27 protein-coding genes are annotated in these 23925 nt (G+C 66.9%); 19 read left to right on the top strand and 8 right to left on the bottom strand.

Features of this window, described 5'->3' with window-relative positions; all coding sequences use genetic code 11:
- Positions 1–108: 108 nt before the first annotated feature.
- The 5 genes from yidC to C6Y53_RS12035 all read left to right on the top strand — a co-directional run bounded on the left by yidC (position 109) and on the right by C6Y53_RS12035 (position 5117).
- On the top strand, positions 109–1941 hold the full coding sequence (gene yidC, locus C6Y53_RS12055; RefSeq protein WP_106472646.1) for a membrane protein insertase YidC: 1833 nt from the start codon (positions 109–111) through the stop codon (positions 1939–1941).
- Positions 1938–2681: an MOSC domain-containing protein gene (locus C6Y53_RS12050; protein WP_106472645.1), complete on the top strand. Its 744-nt coding sequence runs from the start codon at positions 1938–1940 to the stop codon at positions 2679–2681. The genes yidC and C6Y53_RS12050 overlap by 4 nt, the downstream gene beginning before the upstream one ends.
- A complete protein-coding gene (yihA, locus tag C6Y53_RS12045; RefSeq protein ID WP_211299376.1) occupies positions 2678–3331 on the top strand; it encodes a ribosome biogenesis GTP-binding protein YihA/YsxC in 654 nt (217 codons plus the stop codon). Before C6Y53_RS12050 ends, yihA begins: the two co-directional genes overlap by 4 nt.
- Before the next feature lie 58 nt (positions 3332–3389).
- A complete protein-coding gene (argB, locus tag C6Y53_RS12040; RefSeq protein WP_106472644.1) occupies positions 3390–4253 on the top strand; it encodes an acetylglutamate kinase in 864 nt (287 codons plus the stop codon).
- A 69-nt stretch (positions 4254–4322) separates the two neighbouring features.
- The gene (locus C6Y53_RS12035; RefSeq protein ID WP_106472643.1) at positions 4323–5117 is read left to right on the top strand and encodes a sterol desaturase family protein; all 795 of its coding nucleotides are present in this window, start codon (positions 4323–4325) and stop codon (positions 5115–5117) included.
- A gap of 13 nt (positions 5118–5130) precedes the next feature.
- On the opposite strand, the gene C6Y53_RS12030 is transcribed toward C6Y53_RS12035, so the two are convergent.
- The 5 genes from C6Y53_RS12030 to C6Y53_RS12010 all read right to left on the bottom strand — a co-directional run bounded on the left by C6Y53_RS12030 (position 5131) and on the right by C6Y53_RS12010 (position 8280).
- Entirely contained in the window at positions 5131–5313 is a 183-nt protein-coding gene (locus C6Y53_RS12030; RefSeq protein ID WP_106472642.1) for a Trm112 family protein, read from the bottom strand.
- Entirely contained in the window at positions 5310–5963 is a 654-nt protein-coding gene (locus tag C6Y53_RS12025; RefSeq protein WP_106472641.1) for an LON peptidase substrate-binding domain-containing protein, read from the bottom strand. The genes C6Y53_RS12030 and C6Y53_RS12025 overlap by 4 nt, the downstream gene beginning before the upstream one ends.
- A gap of 27 nt (positions 5964–5990) precedes the next feature.
- Positions 5991–6905 carry a thioredoxin family protein gene (locus tag C6Y53_RS12020; RefSeq protein ID WP_106472640.1) on the bottom strand — a complete coding sequence of 305 codons (915 nt, stop codon included), beginning with the start codon at positions 6903–6905 and terminating at the stop codon, positions 5991–5993.
- A 68-nt stretch (positions 6906–6973) separates the two neighbouring features.
- Positions 6974–7762: an exodeoxyribonuclease III gene (locus C6Y53_RS12015; RefSeq protein WP_106472639.1), complete on the bottom strand. Its 789-nt coding sequence runs from the start codon at positions 7760–7762 to the stop codon at positions 6974–6976.
- Between the two features lie 155 nt (positions 7763–7917).
- Complete coding sequence (locus tag C6Y53_RS12010; protein WP_244614823.1) at positions 7918–8280, bottom strand: glycine zipper family protein; 363 nt, start codon at positions 8278–8280, stop codon at positions 7918–7920.
- 278 nt (positions 8281–8558) lie between these two features.
- Between C6Y53_RS12010 and C6Y53_RS12005 the strand changes: the two genes are divergently transcribed.
- From C6Y53_RS12005 to C6Y53_RS11955, 11 genes are all read left to right on the top strand, one after another.
- Positions 8559–9422, top strand: a complete 864-nt coding sequence (locus tag C6Y53_RS12005) for a branched-chain amino acid aminotransferase (RefSeq protein WP_106472637.1) — start codon at positions 8559–8561, stop codon at positions 9420–9422.
- Between the two features lie 55 nt (positions 9423–9477).
- Complete coding sequence (locus C6Y53_RS12000; RefSeq protein ID WP_106472636.1) at positions 9478–9933, top strand: universal stress protein; 456 nt, start codon at positions 9478–9480, stop codon at positions 9931–9933.
- Between the two features lie 237 nt (positions 9934–10170).
- Positions 10171–10734, top strand: coding sequence for a NifU family protein (locus tag C6Y53_RS11995; protein WP_106472635.1), 564 nt, complete (start codon positions 10171–10173; stop codon positions 10732–10734).
- 14 nt (positions 10735–10748) lie between these two features.
- On the top strand, positions 10749–11339 hold the full coding sequence (gene tsaB, locus C6Y53_RS11990; RefSeq protein ID WP_106472634.1) for a tRNA (adenosine(37)-N6)-threonylcarbamoyltransferase complex dimerization subunit type 1 TsaB: 591 nt from the start codon (positions 10749–10751) through the stop codon (positions 11337–11339).
- 14 nt (positions 11340–11353) lie between these two features.
- Positions 11354–11770: a GNAT family N-acetyltransferase gene (locus C6Y53_RS11985; RefSeq protein ID WP_342212782.1), complete on the top strand. Its 417-nt coding sequence runs from the start codon at positions 11354–11356 to the stop codon at positions 11768–11770.
- A 141-nt stretch (positions 11771–11911) separates the two neighbouring features.
- Positions 11912–12910 carry a BMP family lipoprotein gene (locus C6Y53_RS11980; RefSeq protein WP_106472633.1) on the top strand — a complete coding sequence of 333 codons (999 nt, stop codon included), beginning with the start codon at positions 11912–11914 and terminating at the stop codon, positions 12908–12910.
- A 133-nt stretch (positions 12911–13043) separates the two neighbouring features.
- Positions 13044–14576: an ABC transporter ATP-binding protein gene (locus C6Y53_RS11975; RefSeq protein WP_106472632.1), complete on the top strand. Its 1533-nt coding sequence runs from the start codon at positions 13044–13046 to the stop codon at positions 14574–14576.
- Positions 14577–14595: 19 nt separating this feature from the next.
- Positions 14596–15693 carry an ABC transporter permease gene (locus C6Y53_RS11970; protein WP_106472631.1) on the top strand — a complete coding sequence of 366 codons (1098 nt, stop codon included), beginning with the start codon at positions 14596–14598 and terminating at the stop codon, positions 15691–15693.
- 107 nt (positions 15694–15800) lie between these two features.
- Positions 15801–16769, top strand: coding sequence for an ABC transporter permease (locus C6Y53_RS11965; RefSeq protein WP_106472630.1), 969 nt, complete (start codon positions 15801–15803; stop codon positions 16767–16769).
- A gap of 99 nt (positions 16770–16868) precedes the next feature.
- Positions 16869–17789 carry a sulfite exporter TauE/SafE family protein gene (locus tag C6Y53_RS11960; RefSeq protein ID WP_106472629.1) on the top strand — a complete coding sequence of 307 codons (921 nt, stop codon included), beginning with the start codon at positions 16869–16871 and terminating at the stop codon, positions 17787–17789.
- Between the two features lie 3 nt (positions 17790–17792).
- A complete protein-coding gene (locus C6Y53_RS11955; RefSeq protein WP_106472628.1) occupies positions 17793–18557 on the top strand; it encodes a TIGR02186 family protein in 765 nt (254 codons plus the stop codon).
- 181 nt (positions 18558–18738) lie between these two features.
- Here the strand turns inward: C6Y53_RS11955 and C6Y53_RS11950 are convergent, their stop codons facing one another.
- Positions 18739–19425: a response regulator transcription factor gene (locus tag C6Y53_RS11950; RefSeq protein ID WP_106472627.1), complete on the bottom strand. Its 687-nt coding sequence runs from the start codon at positions 19423–19425 to the stop codon at positions 18739–18741.
- 138 nt (positions 19426–19563) lie between these two features.
- On the opposite strand from C6Y53_RS11950, the gene ribA reads away from it, so the two are divergent.
- Together ribA and C6Y53_RS11940 are read left to right on the top strand one after the other, a co-directional pair.
- A complete protein-coding gene (gene ribA / locus C6Y53_RS11945) occupies positions 19564–20664 on the top strand; it encodes a GTP cyclohydrolase II (RefSeq protein WP_106472626.1) in 1101 nt (366 codons plus the stop codon).
- Positions 20661–21170 (top strand): L,D-transpeptidase family protein, encoded by a 510-nt coding sequence (locus tag C6Y53_RS11940; RefSeq protein ID WP_106472625.1) that lies wholly within the window; start codon positions 20661–20663, stop codon positions 21168–21170. The genes ribA and C6Y53_RS11940 overlap by 4 nt, the downstream gene beginning before the upstream one ends.
- Positions 21171–21248: 78 nt before the next feature.
- Here the strand turns inward: C6Y53_RS11940 and C6Y53_RS11935 are convergent, their stop codons facing one another.
- Together C6Y53_RS11935 and C6Y53_RS11930 are read right to left on the bottom strand one after the other, a co-directional pair.
- A complete protein-coding gene (locus C6Y53_RS11935; protein WP_106472624.1) occupies positions 21249–21911 on the bottom strand; it encodes a YggS family pyridoxal phosphate-dependent enzyme in 663 nt (220 codons plus the stop codon).
- 114 nt (positions 21912–22025) lie between these two features.
- Positions 22026–23108: a porin gene (locus C6Y53_RS11930; RefSeq protein ID WP_211299375.1), complete on the bottom strand. Its 1083-nt coding sequence runs from the start codon at positions 23106–23108 to the stop codon at positions 22026–22028.
- Between the two features lie 294 nt (positions 23109–23402).
- Here C6Y53_RS11930 and C6Y53_RS11925 point away from each other — a divergent pair, with 294 nt between their 5' ends.
- Positions 23403–23903, top strand: a complete 501-nt coding sequence (locus C6Y53_RS11925) for a DUF3576 domain-containing protein (protein ID WP_106474075.1) — start codon at positions 23403–23405, stop codon at positions 23901–23903.
- The last annotated feature ends 22 nt before the right edge of the window (positions 23904–23925 follow it).

Raw genomic sequence — 23925 nt, 5'->3', positions numbered from 1 at the left:
TGCAGGGCCCGGGCCTGACGGCCACGCGGCCCGGAATCCGCTTGACCTTTGCGGCTGCACTCTGTTGAACCCCCTCCAATCGTTTCATGCACAAGGTGGCAGTCCCCGATGGACGATCAGAACAAGAACCTCATCCTTGCAACCGCGCTCAGTTTCGCCGTGATCCTCGTGTGGTTCCTGCTGTTCCCGCCACCGGAACAGGCCCCCGGCCCCGAAACGGCACCGGAACCGGCGGTTGCCGAACAGGTTGCAGGCGACACCGCCACCGCGCCGGCGGCGGCACCCGCCACCGATACCGGCCCGGTCACCGGCACCGCGGACGAAGCCACCGTCAACGCCCCGCGCATCGATATCGACACCCCGCGGCTGGCCGGGTCGATATCGCTCATGGGCGGTCGGATCGACGATCTGTCGCTGAAGGACTACTCCGTTTCGCTGGACGATCCGGCCAAGGTCACGGTGTTGTCGCCGGTCGGCACGCCATCGGCCTATTACGCCCTTTACGGCTGGGCGCCCGGCAGCGGGCTGCAACCGGGTGACGTGCCGGGCGCGAACACGGTCTGGACCGCCGAGGAAGGCGCGGAGCTGACCCCCGACAGCCCCGTCCTGCTGCATTGGGACAATGGCAACGGCCTGATGTTCCGCCGCCAGATCGCGGTGGACGACAATTTCATGTTCACGGTCACCCAGTCCGTCGAGAACACCGGGCAGGGGCCGGCCAGCCTCGCCCCCTATGGCCTGCTGGCCCGCCATGGCGTGGGCGAAGACGGCGACCTGCCGGGGCTGAAGAATTTCTTCATCCTGCATGAAGGCGTGGTCGGCATGGCCGATGGCCAGCTCGAAGAGATCGACTATTCCAAGATGCGCGATTTCGAGATCGACCCGCGCGAAGGCGCGCAGGCCGAGGTCATGCAGGTCACCGAAAACGGATGGATCGGGTTCACCGACCATTTCTGGATGTCCACGCTCGCCCCCGAACCGGGCAGCGCCTTCCGCGCCGTGGCCAAATATGATGCGAACCGCAAGATCTACCAGACCGAGGCGGTCCTGCCCACGCTGACCGTCGCGCCCGGAGAAAGCACCGAGGTCAGCACCCGCCTGTTCGCGGGCGCCAAGGAATGGGCCACGATCCGGTCCTATGAGCGCGCCGGCATCGAAGGGTTCATCGACAGCATCGACTGGGGCTGGTTCTTTTTCCTGACCAAGCCGATCTTCTGGCTGCTGCACGAGATCCACAAGCTGATCGGCAACATGGGCTGGTCGATCATCGGCCTGACGCTGATCATCAAGGCGATCCTGTTCCCGCTGGCCTACAAATCCTACGTCTCGATGGCGAAGATGAAGGAATTGCAGCCGAAAATGGAGGCGCTCAAGGAATCCTGCGGCGACGACCGGCAGAAGATGCAGCAGGGGATGATGGAGCTCTACAAGAAGGAAAAGGTGAACCCGGCCGCGGGCTGCCTGCCGATCCTCCTGCAGATCCCGATCTTCTTTTCGCTCTACAAGGTGATCTTCGTCACCATCGAACTGCGCCAGGCGCCGTGGTTCGGCCCGTTCCGCGACCTGTCGGCCCCGGATCCGACCTCGATCATGAACTTCTTCGGCCTAGCCCCCTGGGCCGGACCCGAGCCCGGCACGATCCTCGCCATGCTGCTGATCGGCATCCTGCCGCTGCTGCTGGGCATCTCGATGTGGCTGCAGCAGAAACTGAACCCGGCACCCACCGATCCGACCCAGGCGATGATCTTTGCCTGGATGCCGTGGGTGTTCATGTTCATGCTGGGCGGCTTTGCCAGCGGGCTGGTGGTCTACTGGATCGCCAACAACACCATCACCTTCACCCAGCAATACCTGATCATGCGCAGCCAGGGCTACAAGCCCGACCTGCTCGGCAACATCAAGTCGGGCTTTCAGCGCAAGCCGAAACCGGACGAGAAATGACCGCCACCGTCACCGCGCTGTGGCGGCACCCGATCAAGGCCCTCGGCCGGGAAGAGATCGACAGCGCCGAGCTGACCACCGGGCAGACCCTGCCAGGTGATCGTCTTTGGGCGGTCGCGCATGAACGGTCCGCGGCGCAGCCGGGCGATTGGGCGCGCTGCCTGAATTTTATCCGCGCGGCATCGGCGCCCGAACTGATGGCGGTGACCGCGCGGTCGCTGGATGACGGCCGCATCGCCCTGTCCCACCCGGACCGGCCCGACATCGCCCTGCACCCGGAACGGGACGCCACGGCGCTGGTTGATTGGGTGCGCCCGCTGATCCCCGAGGGGCGCGCGCAGCCGGTCGCCGTCCTGCCCGCGCCGCAGACGCGCGGCTTCACCGACAGCAGCACCCCGTCGGTGTCCCTCGGCAACCTGGCCAGCCATCGCGTCATCGAGGACAGGCTGGGCCGCGACCTGTCCATCCACCGCTGGCGCTGCAACCTGTGGATCGACGGCGCCGCCCCGTGGGAAGAATTCGACTGGATCGGGCGCTCGCTGCGCATCGGCACGGCCGAGGTGAGCGCCTACAAGCGGATCGAACGCTGCCTGGCGACCGCCGCCAACCCGGCGACCGGGAAACGGGACGCGGACACGCTGGGAGCGCTGAAATCCCTCGGCCATCAGGATTTCACCATCGCGCTGCAGGTGACGAAACCGGGGCGGATCGCGCGCGGCGATACGGTGGAAATCCTGTGACCGCCCTGCCCTTTCCCCTGGCGGACCCGCCCGATACCGCAGAGGCCGAACGCGGGCGCAAGCTGTTCGCGGGCCAGTCCGAGTTTCTCAAGGGCGTGGTCGCCATGTCCGGCCTGCCGCCCGCCGACCGGCTGGAGATCTGTTTCGCGGGCCGGTCCAATGTCGGCAAATCGAGCCTGATCAACGCGCTCACCGGCACGCGCGGGCTGGCGCGGGCCTCGAACACGCCGGGGCGCACGCAGGAAATCAACTTTTTCACGCAGGGGCCGGATCTCTACCTTGTCGACCTGCCGGGATACGGGTTTGCCAACGCGCCCCTGCCCGTGGTCGAGAAATGGCAGCGGCTGCTGAAACAGTATCTCTCGGGCCGGCCCAGCCTGCGCCGTGCATTCGTGCTGATCGACGCCCGCCACGGGGTGAAACCGGTGGACGAGGAAATCCTGTCGCTGCTCGACCGTTCGGCGGTCACCTTTCAATGCGTGCTGACCAAGGCCGACAAGGTGAAGGAAAAGGAACGCGACCGGGTGCTGGCCCAGGTGCGCGCCGCCCTGGCCAGACACCCGGCGGCCTATCCCGAGATGGTGCTGACCAGTTCGGAAAAGGGTGACGGGATCGCCACGCTGCGCAGCATCATCGCGGGGCTGGCCTAGACCGCCCTTGCAGGCGGGCATGCGCCCGTGCAACCAGACGGACGGGACTGACGAAGAGATGAAGAAACGCGACATGAACCGCGACTGGATCGCCGCCGCCGCCACCCTGTCGAGCGCCTTGCCCTATCTGCAACGCTATGACGGCGCGATCGTGGTGATCAAGCTGGGCGGCCACGCGATGGGCAGCGACGAGGGCATGGAGAGCTTTGCCCGCGACATCGTGCTGATGCAGCAGGTCGGCGTAAACCCGGTGATCGTGCATGGCGGCGGGCCGATGATCAACGCGATGCTCGACCGGCTGAACATCAGGTCCGAGTTCGTGAACGGCAAGCGCGTGACCGATGCCGCCACCGTCGAGGTGGTCGAGATGGTGCTGTCGGGGCTGGTCAACAAGCGCATCGTGCAGGCGATCAACGCCCAGGGCGGCCGCGCGGTGGGCCTGTCGGGCAAGGATGCCGGCCTGATGACCTGCGACATGACCGACCCGGCGCTGGGTTTCGTCGGCACCCCCTCCGAGATGAACCCGGCGCTGATGCATACGCTGTTCGAAAACGACATGATCCCGGTGATCGCGCCGCTGGGCGGCGGCCGCGCGGGCGAGACCTTCAACGTCAACGGCGACACGGCGGCGGGTGCGATCGCCGCCGCGCTCAAGGCCGACCGGCTGCTGCTGCTGACCGACGTGGCCGGCGTCAAGGATGGCGACGGCGCGGTGGTGACCGAACTCAAGGCCGCGCAGATCCGCGCGATGACCGCCGACGGCACCATCGCGGGCGGCATGATCCCCAAGACGGAAACCGCGCTCGGCGCGCTGGATGCCGGGGTGCGCGCGGTGGTGATCCTCGATGGCCGGGCGCCCAACGCGGTGCTGCTCGAGCTGTTCACCGATCACGGCGCCGGATCCATGATCCGCCCCGACTGACCCGGCTGCCCCGCCTGGCCCACCTGACCGGGCTTGCGCCGCGCGTGATTCCGCCCCACGCTCCGGCGCATGGAACACGAAGCCATTTTGCGCCTGGGCATCTTTCTGGGCCTGTTCGCGGTCTTCGCCTGCGCCGAGGCGCTGGCACCGCGGCGGGCGCGGACCTGCCCGCGTTCGCGCCGGTGGATCACCAACGTGACCATGTCCGTGATCAATACGCTGACCCTGCGGCTGATGGCGGTGGCGATGCCCCTGCTGGCCATCGGCGCGGCCCTTGACGCCGGGCGCAATGGCTGGGGGCTGCTGAACCGGCTCGACTGGCCCGGCTGGGCCGAACTGCTGCTGGCGGTGCTGGCGCTCGATCTCGCGCTCTGGGCGCAGCACCTGCTGACCCATAAATGGCCGCTGCTGTGGCGGTTGCACCGGGTGCATCACGCCGACCGCGACATGGACGTGACCACCGCGATCCGGTTTCATCCGGTCGAGATCGCGCTGTCGATGCTGGTCAAGATCGGGCTGGTCTACCTGCTGGGCGCCGATGCGCTGGCGGTGCTGCTGTTCGAGATCCTGCTGAACGGCACCGCGTTGTTCACCCATGCCAACCTGGCGCTGCCGCGCCGGCTGGACGCGGTGCTGCGGCTGGTGATCGTGACGCCGGACATGCACCGGGTGCACCATTCGCGGCGCCGGGTCGAACATGACAGCAATTACGGCTTTGCGCTGTCGGTCTGGGACCGGCTGTTCGGCACCTATCGCGCCCGGCCCGACCACGGCCATGACCGGATGACCATCGGGCTGCACTGGCAGGACGACCGGCCGGCGCGGCTGGACTGGAGCCTGACCCTGCCGTTCCGCGACCCCTGAGCGGCGGCGGGGCTCAGCCCTCGATCACCCGCGCCTCGTCCACCAGCATCACCGGGATACCGTTGCGGATCGGGAATGCCAGCCCGGCCGCCCTGGACACCAGTTCCTGCCGCCCGGCATCGTAGGACAGGGTGGTATGCGTGCGCGGACAGACCAGCGCCTCGATCATGTGGGGGTCGAACCCGGCTTCGTTCATTGCGGCATCTCCTCGCTTGTTCCGCCCCGCAGGGCGAATTCGATCAGCGTGATCAGTGTTTCCCGTCGGTCGGACAGCGTCGGCGCCTCGAGCAGCGCCTGCTTGTCCTCGGGTTCGAAACTCAGCAGCATCGACAGCGAATTGATCAGCAGTTCGTCCTGCGCATCGCGGATGGTTTCCCAGTCGGTCGAAAGCTGCCGGGCGGCGAAATAGCGTTCCAGCAACGCGGTCAGGGCGGCGCGATCCAGCCCCGGGTCCTTTTCGGCCCGTCCGAGATCACGATCGAATGGCGGCCAGTCCACCGCACACCGCCGATAGGGCGCGAAGCCGTCGGTTTCCTCGCGGATGCGGAACCGCGAGATACCGGTCAGCGTGACCAGATAGCGCCCGTCATCGGTTTCCGAAAACTGCGTCACCCGCCCGGCACAGCCGATATCATGCAGCGGCGCCCCGCCGACATCGACGCCGTCCGGCACGGGCAGCGGCTGGACCATGCCGATGATCCGGTCCCGCGTCTTCAGGCAATCCTCGAGCATCTGCAGGTAACGCGGTTCGAACAGGTGCAACGGCAGGCGGGCGCGCGGCAGCAGCAGCGCACCCGGCAGCGGGAACACCGGCAAGGTGTCCGGCAGATCGGCGGCCAGCATCATGGGTCGCAGTCTAGCGCCGAAGCCCCGTCAGGCAAAGATCATCGAACTGAGCCGCCGCCGGCCGTTCAGCGCCACCGGATCATTGGGCTTGAGCGCCTCGAAGATGGTGAAGAGCTGCGTCTTGGCCGCGCCGTCATTCCATTCTCGGTCGCGCCGGAACAGGTCGAGCAGCTGGTCAACCGCCTCATCGACGCGGCCCGCGGCATGCAGCGCGGTCGCCAGGTCGAACCGGGCCTGGAGATTGCCGGGCTCGGCCTCGACCGCGGCGAGCAAATCGCCCAGCGGGCCCGCATCCGCGGCCTGCCGGGCCAGTTCGATCTGCGCATGGGCGGCTTCCAGTTCCGCCGATGACGAAATCTCGGCCGGAGCGCCGTTCAGGATCGCCTCGGCCTGTTCCAGATCGCCCAGCGCCACATGGGTCCGCACCAGCCCGCCATAGGCCGCCGCGTTCGCCTGATCCTGCGCGAGCACCGCGGCAAAGGCCTGTGCCGCCTCGACGGCGGCACCGTCGGCGAGCAGCGTTTCCGCCTGTTCGATCACCTGCGCGATCTGGTCGCCCGGCGCTTCGCCTCCGGCCATCTTGACCACCCGGTCGATGAACGCCTTGATCTCGGACCCCGGCAGCGCGCCCTGGAACCCGTCCACCGGCTGGCCCTGGAAAAAGGCGAACACGGTCGGGATCGACTGGATCTGAAGCTGCCCGGCGATCATCTGCGCCTCGTCCACGTTCAGCTTGACCATCCGGACGGCACCCTTGGCGGCGCGCACGGCATCCTCGAGCATCGGGCCGAGCTGCTTGCACGGCTCGCACCACGGCGCCCAGAAATCCACGATCACCGGCTGCTCACGCGAGGCCTCGATCACGTCTGCCATGAACGCGGCTTCGGTCGTGTCCTTGATGAGTTCCGCATCCCCCGCGGCGGTCCCCTGCAATTCGATCATCTCTGGCTCCTTCGAATGTGGCCTCTATATGGCTTGCCCGGCTGCGGAAACCAAGGGGCAAGCGTCGGTCACAGGTCGAACGTGGCAAAAACCGGCGCGTGGTCGCTGGGTTTTTCCCAGCCGCGGGCGTCGCGCAGGATGCGGCTGGAATGGCCCGCGCCGGCGATATCGGAGGTGGCCCAGACGTGATCGAGCCTGCGGCCCTTGTCCGCCGCCGACCAGTCGCGCGCGCGATAGGACCACCAGCTGTAGAGCTGGCCGTCGGGAATATCCTGCCGGGTGATATCCACCCAGCCCCCGGCGTCCTGCGTCTGGCCGAGCTGCTCCACCTCGACCGGCGTGTGGCTGACAACCTTCAACAGTTGCTTATGCGACCAGACATCGTCCTCGCGCGGGGCGATGTTCAGATCCCCGACCAGGATCGACCGCTGCGGGCGGTCGGCGTGAAACCAGTCGCGCATCCCGGTGAGGTAGTCGAGCTTCTGGCCGAATTTCTCGTTCACCTCGCGGTCGGGCACATCGCCGCCGGCCGGGACATAGAAATTGTGGATCACCACACCGTTTTCCAGGCGTCCCGCGACGTGGCGGGCATGGCCCAGCCCGGCGAAATCCCGGTCGCCCGCGTCCTCGATCGGCAGCCGCGACAGGATCGCCACGCCGTTATACCCCTTTTGCCCCCGCGCCAGCAGGTGGGTATATCCCAGCGCGGCAAACCCCTCGCGCGGGATCTTGTCCACCGGCGATTTGCATTCCTGAAGGCAGAGCACGTCGGGGGCCTCGTCCTCCAGCAGCTTCAACACGATGGGTTCGCGCAGGCGGACCGAGTTGATGTTCCAGGTGGCGATGGTGAAGGGCATGGAAATCTCCGCTATGTCCGCCGCGCCGCGCCTGCGTCAGGCACGACACCCGGCGACCGGCAATGACAGACCCGCCGCGCCAGCCGGCCGGCGGGTCCTGCGATGTCGTGGGGCGCTGCCCGCGCCCGGCGCGTCGGGCAGCGCGGCGGCGCCCGTCAGCCGACGACGTTGTAGCCGCGGCTGCGCATGCAGCTCTTGACGATATTCGCCCGCTGCTGGTCGTTGTTGATCGCATTCGATGTCAGGCCGACCAGCGCGCCCACGGCGGCGCCCTTGCCGATATTCGAGCCAGTATCCTCGACGATGGCCGCGGTGGCCGCGCCGACGCCGGCGCCGATCGCGGCCTGGCCCGCGGACCCGCTGTCCAGGACCGGCTTGCTCGCGGCGAGCTGCTGGCACTGGGCCAGGTCATTGTTGTAGTTCGGGCCGACCGGCCCGTCGATGATCGGCTGATAATTGGCACCGGTGTCGGTGCAGGCGGCCGTCAATCCGAACAGCGCCCCGGCTGCAAGTGTCATCACGCGCTTCATGTTTGGTCCTCTGCTGGTCCTCTGTCGTCGATTTCCGGGCGCGCATGCGACCCCCGCGCGTCACGCCCGCTCCGTGGTCTTTCTCGATGTGGTCTTCTTCGATGCAGCATCGCAGTCCGGCACCGGCGACTTCAAGCGAAAAACGCATATCCGGCCCCGCCGGCAGCGCCCGGGGGGCGCTGGCTCCGCGCACAAGGTCTGGACTTCTGACCCACCTTGCCGCAGTGTCGCGGCGATTTCACGGGTGACGGCACGGGGGGAAACACATGGCAACCGGCAGGAACATCCTCACCTGGTTCGACGGCAGCTGGCACGACGGCGACGTGGCGGTGATATCGGCGGCCGATCACGGCGCCTGGCTGGGATCGGGCGTGTTCGACGGGGCGCGTTCCGTCAACGGGCTTGCCCCCGATCTCGCCCCCCATTGCGCGCGCGTGAACCGTTCGGCCGAGGCGCTGATGCTGACCCCGACCGTCAAAACCGCCGACATGGTCGACATCGTGCGCGAGGGGCTGACGGCCTATGACCCCGCGGTCGCGGTCTATATCAGGCCGATGTACTGGGGCATCGACGGCGATGGCACGGCCATCGTTCCGCAGGCCGGCAAGACGGGGTTCGCCATCTGCCTCGAAGAGATCCCGATGGCCCCCGCCGATGTCACCGCGACGCTGGGGCGGACGCGGTTCCACCGCCCGGTCATGGAGGACGCGGTGGTCAACGCCAAGGCGGGCTGCCTCTATCCCAACAACGCGCGGATGCTGGTGGACGTGCGGTCGCGCGGGTTTTCCAACGCGCTGGTGGCCGATGCGCTGGGCAACGTGGCCGAAACCGCCACCGCCAATATCTTCATGGTCCGGGATGGCGAGGTGTTCACCCCGATCGCCAACGGCACCTTCCTGTCGGGCATCACCCGGGCGCGGCATATCTCGAACCTGCGCGCCGACGGGGTAACGGTGCATGAATGCGTGCTGGGCTTCGAGGATTTCGAAGCCGCGGACGAAGTGTTCATGTCCGGCAACATGAACAAGGTGACACCGGTGACGCGGTTCGAGGACAGCTCGTATCAGGTGGGGCCGGTCACCCGGCGGGTGCGCGAGCTCTACTGGGACTGGGCCGCCTCGGCCGGATAATCCCGTTGCCCGGACCCGGCGCATCGGGCATGGTCGCAGCAAAAGGGGCAAGATCATGCGCAAGTTCCTGGTGGTGCTGGATGACAGCCGCGAATGCCTGAACGCGATGCGGTACGCCGCGATGCGGGCAGCGCATACCGGTGGCGGGGTGCAGGTCCTGTCGATCATCCCGCCCGATGAATTCAATCACTGGATCGGCGTCGCCGAGGTCATGCGCGAAGAGGCGCGTGAACGCATCCACGCCCATTACGAAGTCTTTGCCAAGTGGATGAGGGATCGCCAGAAGGTGGACCCCGAACTGGTCATCCGCGAGGGCGAAATGGTCCCCGAGATCATCGCGCAGGTAAAGGACGACCCGGAAATCGGCGTGCTGGTGCTGGGGGCGGGGACCGACCGCAAGGGGCCGGGGCCGCTGGTGTCGCAGCTGTCGCGCAGTTCCGGGTCGCTGCCGATCCCGATCACCATCGTGCCGGGCGATCTGAGCAAGGAAAAGCTCCAGGCGATCACCTGATATCGCCGGCCATCTGCCGCCTCACCGGCGGTTACGCGGTCAAGGCTCGCCAGATCATCGACCCGCTTTGTGTCATCCCGGCAAAGCCGCGGATTGGGGTCGGCATCGCCCGAAACCGCCCCTGGCCATGATGCGCAAATCCCCGTTGCCCGGGCGGCGAAGAATTAGAATCATTCCAAAACTTGACTTCACCCCGGCCGGGGCGCATATCGGCTGCATATTGCGGAGGCAAACCTGATGTTCATCCAGACCGAATCGACCCCGAACCCGGCGACGCTGAAATTCCTGCCCGGCCAGACCGTGCTCGAGGCGGGAACCGCGGATTTTCCCAGCGCCGACACGGCCGGGAAATCGCCGCTGGCGACGCGGATCTTTGCGGTCGACGGCGTGACCGGCGTGTTCCTGGGCAATGATTTCGTCACCGTCACCAAACGCGACAGCGTGGACTGGGATCACATCAAACCGGCCATCCTCGGCGCGGTAATGGAGCATTACCAGTCCGGACAGCCGGTGATGAGCGGCGACGGCGCGGTGGCCTCGGGCCATGCCGATCACGACGGCGAGGATGCCGAGATCGTCAGCCAGATCAAGGAATTGCTGGACAGCCGGGTCCGCCCGGCGGTGGCCCAGGATGGTGGCGACATCACCTTTCACGGCTTTGAACGCGGCGTGGTCTACCTGCACATGCAGGGCGCCTGCGCCGGCTGCCCGTCCTCGACCCTGACGCTGAAGATGGGGATCGAAAACCTGCTGCGCCACTACATCCCCGAAGTGACCGAGGTGCGCCCGGTGGTCGCCTGACCCCGGCCCGGGCGATGACCGCGCCGCTCATCCTCGGCTTCGACTGTTCGGCCGCGCATTGCGCGGCCGCGTTGCTGTCGGGCGACCGCGTGCTGGCGGACCGCCTGGAGCCGATGAAACGCGGCCAGGCGGAACGGCTGATGCCGCTGCTCGAAGAGGTACTGGCCGAAACCGGCACCGGCTGGCGCGACCTGTCGGCGCTGGGCGTGGGGGTCGGGCCGGGCAATTTCACCGGTATCCGCATCGCCGTTTCCGCCGCCCGCGGGCTGGCGCTGGGGCTGGGCGTTCCCGCGGTCGGGGTGACCGGGTTCGAGGCGCGGGCGCTGCTCGCGCCGGGGGCCTGCGTGGCGGTGCCGGGGATGCGCGACCAGGTCTGGCTGGACGGCGCCCCTCCCCGGCTGGTTCCCGAACACGAAGCCCGGGCAGAGGCGGCCGCCGCCGGGTGCGCGCTATGCGCCGATGCCAGCCCCGCCGGGCTGGCCGGGGCCATCGCCCGGATCGCGGCAACCCGCCATGGCCCGGAGACCGAACCGCCGGCGCCGCTCTATGCGCGTCCCGCCGATGCCGCACCGTCGCGCGAGGCGCCGCCGGTCCTGCTGGATTGACTGGATTGACCGGCGTGATCACGCCCGCGCAGATGGCCCGGCTGCATGCCGTAGCGATGCCGCCGTCGCGCCCGTGGTCGGAACGCGAATTCGCCGACCTGCAGGCCGCCCCCCATTGTTTCGCGGCCGGGGACGCGCGGGCCTTTGCGTTGGCGCGGGTGATCGCCGACGAGGCCGAATTGCTGACCATCGCCACCGATCCGGCGCTGCGCCGCCGGGGGCTGGCGCGGGCCTGCATGGGGGCCTGGCAGGCCGCGGCGGCCCGGCGCGGCGCCACCCGCGCCTTTCTCGAAGTGGCCGCCGACAACCATGCCGCGCGCGCGCTCTACGCGGCCTGCGGCTATGGCGTGGCCGGGCAGAGGCGCGGCTATTACCGGCGCGCGGGCGGCGGTTCGGTCGATGCGTTGATCCTGGAACGCCCGCTGAGCTGACCCCACGTCCGCCGGACCGCCGCACCCAAAAAGCTGTTGACCCTTTGACCCGGCTGCGTCCTTATTTGAGTAATCCGGCGCCCTTGCGCGTCCGGCCCGGTCGCTGGCCGGGACAAAAAGATAACCAACGGGAGACCCGAAATGACGATGATGAAATCCCTGATGGGCGCGGCGGCCGCGCTGGCGCTGAGTGCGGGCGCCGCGCTGGCGGAACCGGCGCTGATCTTCGACCTGGGCGGCAAGTTCGACAAATCCTTCAACGAGGCCGCGTTCAACGGCGCCCAGCGCTGGGCCGAGGAAACCGGCGGCAGCTTCCGCGAGATCGAACTGCAATCCGAGGCCCAGCGCGAACAGGCGCTGCGCCGCTTTGCCGAGGCCGGGGCCAATCCGATCGTCACGATGGGGTTCGCGATGGCCGATCCGCTGAGCACGGTCGCCCCCGATTATCCCGACACGAAGTTCGTCGTGATCGATGTCACCTGGCTCGACGCGCCCAATATCCGGCAGGTCGGGTTCGCCGAACATGAAGGGTCCTACCTGGTCGGGATGCTCGCCGCGATGGCGTCGAAATCCGGCACGGTCGGGTTCATCGGCGGCATGGACGTGCCGCTGATCCGGCATTTCGGCTGCGGCTATGCCCAGGGGGCCAAGGCGGCCAATCCCGACATCAACATCATCGCCAACATGACCGGCACCACGCCCGCGGCCTGGAACGACCCGGTGAAAGGGTCCGAACTGACCAAGGCGCAGATCAGCCAGGGCGCGGACGTGATCTATGCCGCCGCCGGGGGGACCGGAGTCGGGGTGCTGCAGACCGCGGCCGACGAGGGCATCCTGTCGATCGGCGTGGACAGCAACCAGAACCACCTGCATCCGGGCAAGGTGCTGACCTCGATGCTCAAGCGCGTCGACGTGGCGGTCTACAATGCCATGAAAGCCGGCGAGAACGTCGAACCCGGCGTCTTCGTGCTGGGGCTGGCCGAGGACGGTGTCGGCTATGCCGTTGACGAAAACAACGAATCGCTGATCACCGATGACATGAAGGCCGCCGCCGAGGACGCGCGCCAGAAGATCATCGACGGCGAGATCAGCGTGGTCAGCTATTACGAGAATGACAGCTGCCCGGTGCTGAACTTCTGATCGCCTGATCGGCGGGGCGGCCACCGGGTGGCCCCGCCGACGTGACCGGCGTGACGCTCACCCGGCCCTTGCGGGTTATCCTCGCCCGGGCAATGGCGATCGAGCGGACCGCCCCGGCCGGAAAGGACATGCGATGACTGCTCCCGCCATCGAGCTGAAGGGCATTTCCAAGGCCTTCGGGCCGGTTCAGGCCAACAAGGATATCTCGATTTCCGTCGCGCCGGGCACGATCCACGGGATCATCGGCGAAAACGGCGCGGGGAAATCCACGCTGATGTCGATCCTCTACGGTTTCTACAAGGCCGACGCGGGCGAAATCCGGATCCATGGCGAGAAGACCGAGATCCCCGACAGCCAGGCCGCCATCGCCGCCGGGATCGGCATGGTGTTCCAACATTTCAAGCTGGTCGAGAACTTCACCGTGCTGGAAAACATCATCCTGGGCGCCGAGGATGGCGGGTTGCTGCGCCCGTCGCTGGCCAAGGCGCGGCAGACGCTGATCGAGCTCGAGAAGGAATATGGGCTGAACGTCGACCCCGACGCGGTGATCGAGGATCTGGGCGTGGGGATGCAGCAACGGGTCGAGATCCTCAAGGCGCTCTACCGGCAGGCCGATATCCTCATCCTCGACGAACCCACCGGCGTGCTGACCCCGGCCGAGGCCGATCAGCTGTTCCGCATCCTTCACCGGCTGAAGGAAGAGGGCAAGACGATCATCCTGATCACCCACAAACTGCGCGAGATCATGGAGGCCACCGACACGGTGAGCGTGATGCGGCGCGGCCAGATGACCGCGACCGTGAAAACCGCCGAAACCAGCCCCGAGCAGCTGGCCGAACTGATGGTCGGGCGCAAGGTGCTGCTGCGGGTGGACAAGGCCCCGGCCAGCCCTGGCGCGCCGATCCTCGAAATCGAAGGGTTGCGGGTGGTGGACGAAGACGGGGTGGAACGCGTCAAGGGCATCGACCTGACCGTGCATGCCGGCGAGATCGTCGGCATCGCCGGCGTCGCGGGCAACGGCCAGTCCGAACTGCTCGAGGTGCTGGGCGGAATGCGCCCGGCCACCGGCACGATCCGGCTGAACGGGTCGCCGCTGGCGCTGGATGGCGCCGGCGCGGACGGGCAGGCGCGGCGCGCGCAGCGGATCGCCCATGTGCCCGAGGACCGCCAGCGCGAAGGCCTGATTATGGAGTTCCACGCCTGGGAAAACGTGGCGTTCGGCTATCACCACGACCCGTCCTACCAGCGCGGCCCGCTGTTGATGAACAACGCGGCCCTGCGCAGCGACACCGATGCCAAGATCGAGAAATTCGACGTGCGCCCGGCCGATGGCTGGCTGACGGCCAAGAATTTCTCGGGCGGCAACCAGCAGAAAATCGTCGTCGCCCGCGAGATCGAACGCAACCCCGACCTGCTGCTGGTGGGCCAGCCCACCCGCGGCGTCGATATCGGGGCGATCGAATTCATCCACAAGCAGATCGTCGCCCTGCGCGACGCGGGCAAGGCGGTGCTGCTGGTCAGCGTGGAACTGGAAGAGATCTTTTCGCTGTCCGACCGCATCGCGGTGATGTTCGACGGTCACCTGATGGGCGAACGGCTGCCCGCGGAAACCGACGAAAAGGAACTGGGGCTGCTGATGGCGGGCGTCAGCGGAGAGGCAGCATGACCGGCACGGGGGCTCAGTGATGGACAAGATGCCGAAATGGGCCGACGTGGTCCTGATCCCGCTGATTTCGCTGATCCTGGCCGCGATCCTGTCGGCGCTGGTGATCCTCGGCATCGGCGAAGACCCCTGGGCCGCGGTCAAGCTGATGGTCTCGGGCGCGCTCGGCTCGACCTATGGCTGGGGCTATACGCTCTACTACGCGACCAATTTCATGTTTACCGGGCTCGCGGTCGCGGTCGCGTTCCATGCCCGGCTGTTCAATATCGGCGGCGAAGGTCAGGCCATGCTGGGCGGGCTGGGCGTGGCGCTGGTCTGCCTCTACATCCCGTGGCCGCACTGGACCCTGGCGCTGATCGCCGCCTGTGCGGGCGCGGCGCTGTTCGGGGCCGCCTGGGCCGCGATCCCGGCCTATCTGCAGGCGCGGCGCGGCAGCCATATCGTGATCACCACGATCATGTTCAACTTCATCGCCGCGGCGGTGCTGAACTACATGCTGGTCAACGTGATGCGTCCGCAAGGGTCGATGGACCCGGCCAGCGCCCGGTTTCCCGAAGCCGTCCACCTGCCCACGCTGCACGAGATCCTCGCACCGTTCGGGATCGGGTTTTCCAAGGCCGCGCCAGCGAATTTCAGCCTGATCGTGGCGGTCGCCGCATGCATACTGGTGTGGGCGCTGATCTGGCGCACGCGGCTGGGCTACGAAATCCGCGCCTATGGCCATTCCGAGACCGGCGCGCGCTATGCGGGGATCTCGCCCTATCGCATCACCATGATCGCGATGCTGATCTCGGGCGGGCTGGCCGGGCTGATGGCGATCAACAACGTGATGGGCGAAGCCGAACGGCTGGTGCTGAACGCGACCGAAGGCGCCGGGTTCATCGGCATCGCTGTGGCGCTGATGGGGAGGTCGCACCCGTTCGGCGTGTTCCTCGCCGCGATCCTGTTCGGGTTTCTCTACCAGGGCGGGGCCGAACTGGCGCTGTGGACCAGCATCCCGCGCGAACTGATCGTGGTCATCCAGGCGCTGGTGATCCTGTTCACCGGCGCGCTCGACAACATGGTGCGGATGCCGCTGGAACGGCTGTTCCTGCGCCTGCGCAAGGGGCGCGAGGCATGACCGGAGCGACGCCCCGCCTGCCCGGCTTTCCCGCCGCCGCTGCCATTCTGCCGGGCTGCGCCTGCGTCTTTGCCGCGCGGAAACCGGCCAGATCGGAGCCCTGACCAATGGATTTTCTCGCCTCGATCATTCCCGTTCTCGACAGTTCGATCCGGCTGGCGACACCGCTGCTGCTGGCCTGCCTGGCCGGGCTCTATTCGGAACGTGCCGGGATTTTCGACATCGGCCTCGAAGGCAAGATGCTGGCGGCGGCGTTCTTTTCCGCGGCGCTGGCGGCGATCACGGGGTCGGTCTGGCTGGGCCTGCTGGCGGGGATCGCCGCGTCGCTGGTGCTGGCGGCCCTGCACGGGCTGGCCTCGATCACCTTTCGCGGCAACCAGCTGATTTCCGGCGTGGCGGTCAATTTCCTCGCCGCCGGGATGACGGTCCTGGTGGCACAGGACTGGTTCGCCCAGGGCGGCCGCACGCCGTCGCTGATGGGCGGCGGGCGCTTTGCCCCGATCGACCTGCCGCTGGCTGACGCGGTCAGGGATGTGCCGGTTCTCGGGCCGCTCTATTCGGACCTGCTGTCGGGCCATTCCATTCTGGTCTATGTGGCCTTTCTCGCGGTTCCGGCGACATGGTGGATCCTGTTCCGCACCCGGTTCGGCCTGCGCCTGCGCGCGGTGGGCGAAAACCCCGCCGCCGTGGACACCGCCGGGGTTTCGGTGGTGGGGCTGCGCTATGCGGCGGTGATGATCTGCGGCCTGCTCTGCGGCATTGCCGGCGCCTACCTGGCGACGGCGCTGCAGGCCGGTTTCGTCAAGGACATGACCGCCGGGCGGGGCTTCATCGCGCTGGCGGCGCTGATCTTTGCCAAGTGGCGGCCCTGGCATGCGATGTGGGCCTGCCTGCTGTTCGGGTTCCTGCAGGCGGTAGCGCTGCGGTATCAGAATATCGACCTCGGCGGCGTGGTGATCCCGGTGCAGGTGATGGATGCGCTGCCCTACATACTGACGGTCGTGATCCTGGCCGGTTTCGTCGGCAAGGCGATCCCGCCGCGCGCGGGTGGCGAACCCTACGTCAAGGAACGCTGATCCCCCGACAGGCCCATATCGATCACGATTTCATGTCGTGATTGCTGCAGGGCAGCATGGGCAGTTGATTTCGGGGGGCGGTCCGTCCTAACAGGACATATGCAAATCTACCTACCCATCGCTGAGGTTTCGGTAAATGCCTTCCTGCTCCTCGGACTGGGTGGCATGGTCGGAATATTGTCCGGCATGTTCGGGGTCGGCGGCGGGTTCCTGATGACGCCGCTGCTGTTCTTCATCGGCATTCCCCCCGCCGTCGCGGTGGCGACCGAGGCCAACCAGATCGTGGCATCGTCCTTTTCCGGCGTGCTGGCGCATTTCAGGAAACGAACCGTCGATCTGCGAATGGGTGTCGTGCTGCTGATCGGCGGCCTGATCGGCGCCGCGCTGGGCGTGGTCGTGTTCAACTATCTCAGGAGCATGGGCCAGGTCGATCTGCTGGTGCGGCTCTGCTACGTCGTCTTTCTCGGCGTGGTCGGCGCGCTGATGTTCGTCGAAAGCCTGAACACGATCCGCAAAACCCACCGCGCCGGCGCCGCAATCGCCAGCGCGCGGCGCCAGCGCACCTGGGTCCACGCCCTGCCCTTCAAGATGCGGTTCCGCACCTCGGGGCTCTATATCTCGGTGATCCCGCCGCTGCTGGTCGGGCTGCTGGTCGGGATCCTGGCCGCGGTGATGGGCGTCGGCGGCGGTTTCATCATGGTGCCGGCGATGATCTACATCCTGAACATGCCGACCAAGGTGGTGGTCGGCACGTCCCTGTTCCAGATCATCTTTGTCACTGCCTTTACCACGATGCTGCACGCGACCACGAACTATACCGTCGACGTGGTGCTGGCGGTGCTGCTGCTGGTGGGCGGCGTGGTCGGCGCGCAGATCGGCACCCAGATCGGCGTCCGGATGAAGGCCGAGCAGCTGCGCATCCTGCTGGCGATCCTGGTGCTGGCGGTCTGCGGCAAGCTGGGGCTGGACCTGCTGCTGCAACCGGCTGAACTGTTCTCACTCGGCACGGGAGGGCATTAGGCGATGATACGCCGCTGGCTGGCTCTCGTTCTGCTGGTTCTGCCCGTCGCCGCCGCCGCCGAAGAGGTGGTGCTGGGGTTGAGCCAGGACAGGGTGTCGATCAACACCAATTTCGACGGCTCCGAGATCCTGATCTTTGGCGCGGTCAAGCGCGAAGCCCCGATCCCCACGGATGCGCCGCTGCAGGTGGTGATCACCGTGGCCGGCCCATCCCATCCGCTGACGGTGCGGCGCAAGGCACGCCAGTTCGGGATCTGGGCCAACAAGGACGCGGTCGAGGTAGATGCGGCGCCCAGTTTCTATGCCGTCGCCACATCCGCCGGCTGGAGCGACGTTCTGAGCGATACCGAGGACCTGCGCTACCGGATCAGTGTCGACCGCGCGATCCGGTCGGTGGGCGCGCCGCAGGAGGTCATGGACTCCGAGAGCTTTACCAGGGCGGTGATCCGGATCAATCGCAATGCCGGGCTCTACCAGCAGCTCGAAGGCGAGGTATCGCTGGACGAGCAGACCCTGTTCCGGACCGCGATCAGGCTGCCCGCCAACCTGACCGAGGGCGACTATGCCACGCGCATCTTCCTGACCCGCAACGGCAAGGTGATCTCGCATTACCAGACCATGATCGACGTGCGGAAGGTGGGGCTGGAACGGTGGCTGTTCACCCTGTCGCGCCAGCAGCCGATGCTCTACGGGCTGATGTCGCTGGCCATCGCCATCGCCGCCGGCTGGCTCGCCTCTGCGGCATTCCGCCTGCTGCGCGAAAGCTGACCCGCCCGCCGCGCCGCGCCGGGATCCAGCCGCACCCCCTGCAAAAAAGGCCGGGCACGAGGCCCGGCCAGTCCAACAGGGAGGTACATGTCATCACCCGGACATGCGCGGGATCGGTTCACCGCGAGGTCGCGGTCAATCTGCTTGTTTTCTCCATTCCATGTTACTCAACCTTGCCGTGTCATGCAACCAAACGATACCCGCCCGATTCCGTCACCAGCAGGCGGGCGTTGGACGGGTCCGGCTCGATCTTCTGGCGCAGGCGGTAGATATGGGTTTCCAGCGTGTGCGTGGTCACCCCGGCATTGTAGCCCCAGACCTCGTGCAGCAGCACGTCACGCGGGACCACGCCATCGGAGGACCGGTAGAGGAATTTCAGGATGTTGGTTTCCTTCTCGGTCAGGCGGATCTTGCGATCGTCTTCTGTGATCAGCATCTTCATCGCCGGTTTGAACGTGTAATGCCCCAGCGTGAACACCGCGTCCTCGGACTGTTCGTGCTGGCGCAGCTGGGCGCGGATACGGGCCAGCAGGACCGGGAACTTGAACGGCTTGGAGACATAGTCGTTTGCCCCGGCATCGAGGCCCAGGATGGTGTCGGCATCGCTGTCCTGCGCGGTCAGCATCAGGATCGGCGACTTGACCCCCTGCTTGCGCATCAGCTTGCACAGCTCGCGCCCGTCGGTGTCGGGCAGACCGACGTCGAGAATCACCAGATCGTAGAGCGCCTCTTTCACCCGCTCCATCGCCGCATGGCCGGTATCGGCCTCGAAGACATCGAAATCCTCGGTCATGACCAGCTGTTCGCTGAGCGCGTCGCGCAGGTCGTCGTCGTCATCGACAAGCAGGATCTTCTTTAGCTGAGCCATGGTTGCCCTCCGTTGCTGACTGAAGAAATGTGAGCGAAACACGATCGCGGCAAGGAATGATGCAAAACCTTCACGCTGACGTGTCCGGCACGGGGGATTTGTTTCACATTGCTGCAAAAGCACCCTAACTAGGCCGAGATGACACTGAACCCGGATATCCACGAATTGCTGGCACGCGCGCGTGCCGATCTGCGCATGGGGCTGCCGGTCATACTGTCCGGCAACGAGAGCGCGGTGCTGGCCTGTGCGGCGGAGACCCTGTCGCGCGACCGGCTGGGCGACCTGAACGCCATGCGCGTGGCCGGGGCGGACCCGGTCCTTGCGATCACCGCGCGCCGGGCCGAGACGCTCAAGGTGCGGGCCTATGACGGCGACCTTGCCAGGGTCCTGCTTCCGGCGGATGCCGACAATGCCTGGATCCAGGCGGTCGCGGATCCCGCCGACGATCTGAGCAACCCGATGAAAGGCCCCCTTCAAAGCATGCGCGACGGCGGCGCGGACCTGCACCGGCTGGCCATCGCGCTGACCAAATCGGCACGGCTGCTGCCCGCGGCACTGTGCCTTCCGGTGGCCGCGCCGCGCGATTTCGCGGCCAGCCACGGGCTGACGCTGATCGACGGGGCGCAAGCCGCCCCGCTTCTGGACGAACGCAGCCCGCTGCACCCGGTGGCGGCGGCGCGCCTGCCGATGGCCGCCTCCGAGGCCGGACGGCTGCATATCTACCGCCCCGAGGATGGCGGGGAAGAACATTACGCGGTCGAGATCGGCCGCCCCGACCGGTCCGCGCCCGTGCTGGCGCGGCTGCATTCGGCCTGTTTCACCGGCGACCTTCTGGGCAGCCTGAAATGCGATTGCGGGCCGCAGCTGCGCGCCGCGCTGGCGCAGATGGGGGCGGAAGGCGCGGGCGTGCTGCTCTATCTCAACCAGGAAGGCCGGGGGATCGGCCTGGTCAACAAGATGCGGGCCTATTCGCTGCAGGACCAGGGGTTCGACACCGTGGAGGCGAACCACCGGCTGGGGTTCGAGGATGACGAGCGCGACTTCCGGCTCGGCTCGGACATCCTCAGGGCGATGGGGTTTTCGTCGGTCCGGTTGCTGACCAACAACCCGGCCAAGATCGCGATGATGGAAAGCACCGGCATCACGGTGACCGAACGGGTGCCGCTGAAAGTGGGAGAAACCGCCCATAACCGCGCCTATCTCGCCACCAAGGCCAGGAAATCGGGACATCTGCTGTGACACCGGGCGACATGGTGCTGACGTCGGGGGGGCTCCGGTTCCGCGGGCGGCGTTTTCCCTGTTCGATCGGGCGCGGCGGCATCGCCGCCGATAAGCGCGAGGGCGATGGCGGCACGCCGGTCGGGTGGCATCGGATCGTGGGGCTGCTCTATCGCCCCGACCGGCTTGCCCGCCCGGCCCCCTGGGCGCTGCCGATCGGGCCGCGCGACCTGTGGTCGGACGATACCGGGGATGCGGCATACAACCGGATGGTCCGCGCGCCCCATGTGCATGGCCATGAACGGCTGCGCCGCGCCGATCCGCTTTATGACCTGGTGATGCTGACCGACTGGAACTGGCCGGACGCGGTGCCGGGGCGCGGATCGGCCATATTCCTGCACCAGTGGCGGCGGCCGGGCTATCCGACCGAAGGCTGCATCGCGTTCCGCCGCGACCATCTGCGCTGGATCGCCGCGCGGGCGGCACCCGGCACTCGGCTGTTCGTACCGGTCATGCCGGGGCGGTAGCGCTCCCGCCCGCCGTCGCGGCCCTGCGGGCCGCTCCACCGGTTGGGCCGGGCGCCGCGCCGTGCCGGCGCGGCGCGGTCACGCCCGGTCCTTGCTGATCCGCTCTCCGAAAATGGCGGAGCCCACCCGCACATGGGTGGCACCCAGCGCGACGGCGGTTTCGAAATCACCGCTCATCCCCATCGACAGGCCCGTCAGCCCGTTGCGTTCGGCGATCCGGGCCAGCAGGGCGAAATGCAGGCTGGGTTCCTCGTCGACGGGCGGAATGCACATCAGACCCCGAACCGGCAGGTCCAGCGCGCGGGCCTCGGCAATGAACGCATCGGCGTCGCCCGGCAGAATCCCCGCCTTTTGCGGTTCTTCCCCGGTATTCACCTGGATGAACAGATCCGGACAGATCCCGCGGTCCTGCGCCAGCCGCGCCAGCGTTGCCGCCAGTTTCGGCCGGTCGAGCGCGTGGATCGCGTCGAACAGGTCCATCGCCTGGCGGGTCTTGTTGGTTTGCAGCGGGCCGATCAGGTGCAGCTGGACACCGTCGAACCGGTCCCGGAACCCGGGCCATTTCCGCGCCGCTTCCTGCACCTGGTTTTCGCCGAAGACCCGGTGCCCCTGTTCCAGCACCGCCTGCACGCGGTCGTCGGGCTGGCGCTTGGACACGGCGATCAGCGTGACCGCGCCGGGGGCGCGGCCGGCGCGTTCGGCGGCGGTGTCGATGCGGGTCTGGATTTCGGTCAGCGGCATTGTGGTGTCCCCGGACATGGTCGCGTTCTGCGCGGCAGGAGAACACCAGTTGGCCGGAAAAGAAAAGGGCAGGCCCGAAGGCCTGCCCAATATCACGCAGATGCGTGGTTCAGCTTAGAAGCTGAAATACACACCGGCCTGAACCGTGGTGTTGTCGTTCGACGACTCGCGTGCGCCTGCTTCGAAGGACACACCGCCACCCAGGTCGTAGGAGTAGTGGATACCGTAGCCGGTGCCTTCGCGGTTGTTCGAACCTGCGACGCCGTCACGGTTGTCGCCACGGCCGGCGGCCACGTCACTGGCGGACACGGCGTCTTCCTGGGTCACATATGCGACCAGGTTGCCGGCTGCGCCGATGTCGACATTGCCGTAGAGGCCGTATTTGTCGATGCCGTCGTTGTCGGCATAGGCCAGACGGACACCGAAGATGCCCAGGTCACCCGAGACGGTGAGGAGCAGCTTGTCTTCCCACATTGCGCTCGAGTCCTGGTAACCGATTGCTGCGGTCCAGTCGCCGAAGGTGTAGGCCAGGTTGATCGCGGTGCGATCGACGCCGGCGTTGTTGCGCAGGGCATAGGTTTCGTTGTCCTGGCTGTACGAGATGTGGCCGCTGAAGCCGCCTGCCGAGTACAGAACTTCAACACCGTTGGCGCCGAAGCCGGCCGACGAATATGCGTCCCAGTTGAACGATTCGCCGTTCACGTTGGTGACCAGCGATTCGAAGCCTGCGCCGTCGATGCCGATGCCGGCGGTGCGGGTTTCAAGATACAGGCCCGGCGTGTTTTCGAGCGCGCCGATGATGTTGCCGACACCCAGGGTGAAGCCACCGGAGGTCACATAGAAACGTGCGCCGTTGAAGACTGCGCCGCCGCCAACGGAGATCTCGTTGGGCGTGATGACGCCGTCGCCGTTGACGTCGCTGAAGGTCGGTGCACCCGAGGCGCCAGCGTTGTCACGGCTTTCGGCCTGTGCGCGGAAGCGGGCACCGAAGGTCACACCGTTGTCGGTTTCGGTGGTCATGTCCACCTGCAGACGCAGACGGCTGGTCAGGGTGGTCGAGGACACACCGTTGACGGCCGAATCGTTGGCTTCGTTATAGTCCAGACCGAAGCGGCCATAACCGCTCAGCCGAACGTCCGCAGCTGCGACGCTTGCGGTCGCGACCAGTGCGGTCGTAGCGAAGAGAATCTTTTTCATTTTGCTTCCCTCGGTTTCAATCCATACGCCCAAACCGGAGAATCCCGGCGTGGGTATGGCAAGGGGTTTCGCTCTTTCGGCCCCGTCTTGGCAAGGGTTGCGACCAGCCGCCGGGGAAACCGGCCCCGAATGGTGCAGCTTTGCCACACCCGCCACCTCCTGCCCCTGCGTCACCCGCACGCAGGCATCCCCACCCGCCCCGGCACAGGTCGGGACAACGTTCAGACAATGGCCTTGCCCCACCGGGCCTGCTTGGGTAGGAGTTTGCGGAACGATGCGCTGCGGAAACGCCAGATGACACCCAGAATACTGCTCAAGGCGGCACTCATATTTTCACTTTGCGCGGCGGTTTCGGCCTGCGGCGGGCGGCGCACGGGCGGCGGTCCGGTCGGAGAGGCCCCTCCGGGCGGGCTGGAGACCAACAACCGCGGAACCGCCGGTGGCAATTACGAAAAATCGTCGATCTGGGACATCTTCGGCCCGTCCAAGGGAGACCAGACCGTCAATGTGAACCGGTATATCTGGGCGGCGACGCTGGATGTGCTCGATTTCCTGCCGGTTCAGGATGTCGATCCGTTCACCGGCGTGATCATCACCGGCTATGGCACGCCCCCCGGCGGCGGGCGGTCCTATCGCGCCACCGTGCATATCAAGGACCCGGCGCTGGATGCGCGGTCGCTGAACGTTTCGCTGCACACGCGCAACGGACCGGCCAGCGCAGGCACCACCCGCGCGGTCGAGGATGCGATCCTGGCCCGTGCCCGGCAGATCAGGATCGGCGACAGCAAGCTCTGATCCCGGCGCCGCGAAACAACAT

The organism is Pukyongiella litopenaei (assembly GCF_003008555.2).
Taxonomy (GTDB): Bacteria; Pseudomonadota; Alphaproteobacteria; order Rhodobacterales; family Rhodobacteraceae; genus Pukyongiella; species Pukyongiella litopenaei.
The sequence above is the reverse complement of the archived record's forward strand: the minus strand, read 5'-3'. Positions and strand labels throughout refer to the sequence as shown.

What these genes read in the sequence shown, in the direction of transcription:
- yidC (WP_106472646.1), top strand. Translation starts at nt 109, where the DNA reads ATGGACGATCAGAACAAGAACCTCATCCTTGCAACCGCGCTCAGTTTC.
- C6Y53_RS12050 (WP_106472645.1), top strand. Translation starts at nt 1,938, where the DNA reads ATGACCGCCACCGTCACCGCGCTGTGGCGGCACCCGATCAAGGCCCTC.
- argB (WP_106472644.1), top strand. Translation starts at nt 3,390, where the DNA reads ATGAAGAAACGCGACATGAACCGCGACTGGATCGCCGCCGCCGCCACC.
- C6Y53_RS12035 (WP_106472643.1), top strand. Translation starts at nt 4,323, where the DNA reads ATGGAACACGAAGCCATTTTGCGCCTGGGCATCTTTCTGGGCCTGTTC.
- C6Y53_RS12030 (WP_106472642.1), bottom strand. Translation starts at nt 5,313, where the DNA reads ATGAACGAAGCCGGGTTCGACCCCCACATGATCGAGGCGCTGGTCTGT.
- C6Y53_RS12025 (WP_106472641.1), bottom strand. Translation starts at nt 5,963, where the DNA reads ATGATGCTGGCCGCCGATCTGCCGGACACCTTGCCGGTGTTCCCGCTG.
- C6Y53_RS12020 (WP_106472640.1), bottom strand. Translation starts at nt 6,905, where the DNA reads ATGATCGAATTGCAGGGGACCGCCGCGGGGGATGCGGAACTCATCAAG.
- C6Y53_RS12015 (WP_106472639.1), bottom strand. Translation starts at nt 7,762, where the DNA reads ATGCCCTTCACCATCGCCACCTGGAACATCAACTCGGTCCGCCTGCGC.
- C6Y53_RS12010 (WP_244614823.1), bottom strand. Translation starts at nt 8,280, where the DNA reads ATGACACTTGCAGCCGGGGCGCTGTTCGGATTGACGGCCGCCTGCACC.
- C6Y53_RS12005 (WP_106472637.1), top strand. Translation starts at nt 8,559, where the DNA reads ATGGCAACCGGCAGGAACATCCTCACCTGGTTCGACGGCAGCTGGCAC.
- C6Y53_RS12000 (WP_106472636.1), top strand. Translation starts at nt 9,478, where the DNA reads ATGCGCAAGTTCCTGGTGGTGCTGGATGACAGCCGCGAATGCCTGAAC.
- C6Y53_RS11995 (WP_106472635.1), top strand. Translation starts at nt 10,171, where the DNA reads ATGTTCATCCAGACCGAATCGACCCCGAACCCGGCGACGCTGAAATTC.
- tsaB (WP_106472634.1), top strand. Translation starts at nt 10,749, where the DNA reads ATGACCGCGCCGCTCATCCTCGGCTTCGACTGTTCGGCCGCGCATTGC.
- C6Y53_RS11980 (WP_106472633.1), top strand. Translation starts at nt 11,912, where the DNA reads ATGACGATGATGAAATCCCTGATGGGCGCGGCGGCCGCGCTGGCGCTG.
- C6Y53_RS11975 (WP_106472632.1), top strand. Translation starts at nt 13,044, where the DNA reads ATGACTGCTCCCGCCATCGAGCTGAAGGGCATTTCCAAGGCCTTCGGG.
- C6Y53_RS11970 (WP_106472631.1), top strand. Translation starts at nt 14,596, where the DNA reads ATGGACAAGATGCCGAAATGGGCCGACGTGGTCCTGATCCCGCTGATT.
- C6Y53_RS11965 (WP_106472630.1), top strand. Translation starts at nt 15,801, where the DNA reads ATGGATTTTCTCGCCTCGATCATTCCCGTTCTCGACAGTTCGATCCGG.
- C6Y53_RS11960 (WP_106472629.1), top strand. Translation starts at nt 16,869, where the DNA reads ATGCAAATCTACCTACCCATCGCTGAGGTTTCGGTAAATGCCTTCCTG.
- C6Y53_RS11955 (WP_106472628.1), top strand. Translation starts at nt 17,793, where the DNA reads ATGATACGCCGCTGGCTGGCTCTCGTTCTGCTGGTTCTGCCCGTCGCC.
- C6Y53_RS11950 (WP_106472627.1), bottom strand. Translation starts at nt 19,425, where the DNA reads ATGGCTCAGCTAAAGAAGATCCTGCTTGTCGATGACGACGACGACCTG.
- ribA (WP_106472626.1), top strand. Translation starts at nt 19,564, where the DNA reads ATGACACTGAACCCGGATATCCACGAATTGCTGGCACGCGCGCGTGCC.
- C6Y53_RS11935 (WP_106472624.1), bottom strand. Translation starts at nt 21,911, where the DNA reads ATGCCGCTGACCGAAATCCAGACCCGCATCGACACCGCCGCCGAACGC.
- C6Y53_RS11930 (WP_211299375.1), bottom strand. Translation starts at nt 23,108, where the DNA reads ATGAAAAAGATTCTCTTCGCTACGACCGCACTGGTCGCGACCGCAAGC.
- C6Y53_RS11925 (WP_106474075.1), top strand. Translation starts at nt 23,403, where the DNA reads ATGACACCCAGAATACTGCTCAAGGCGGCACTCATATTTTCACTTTGC.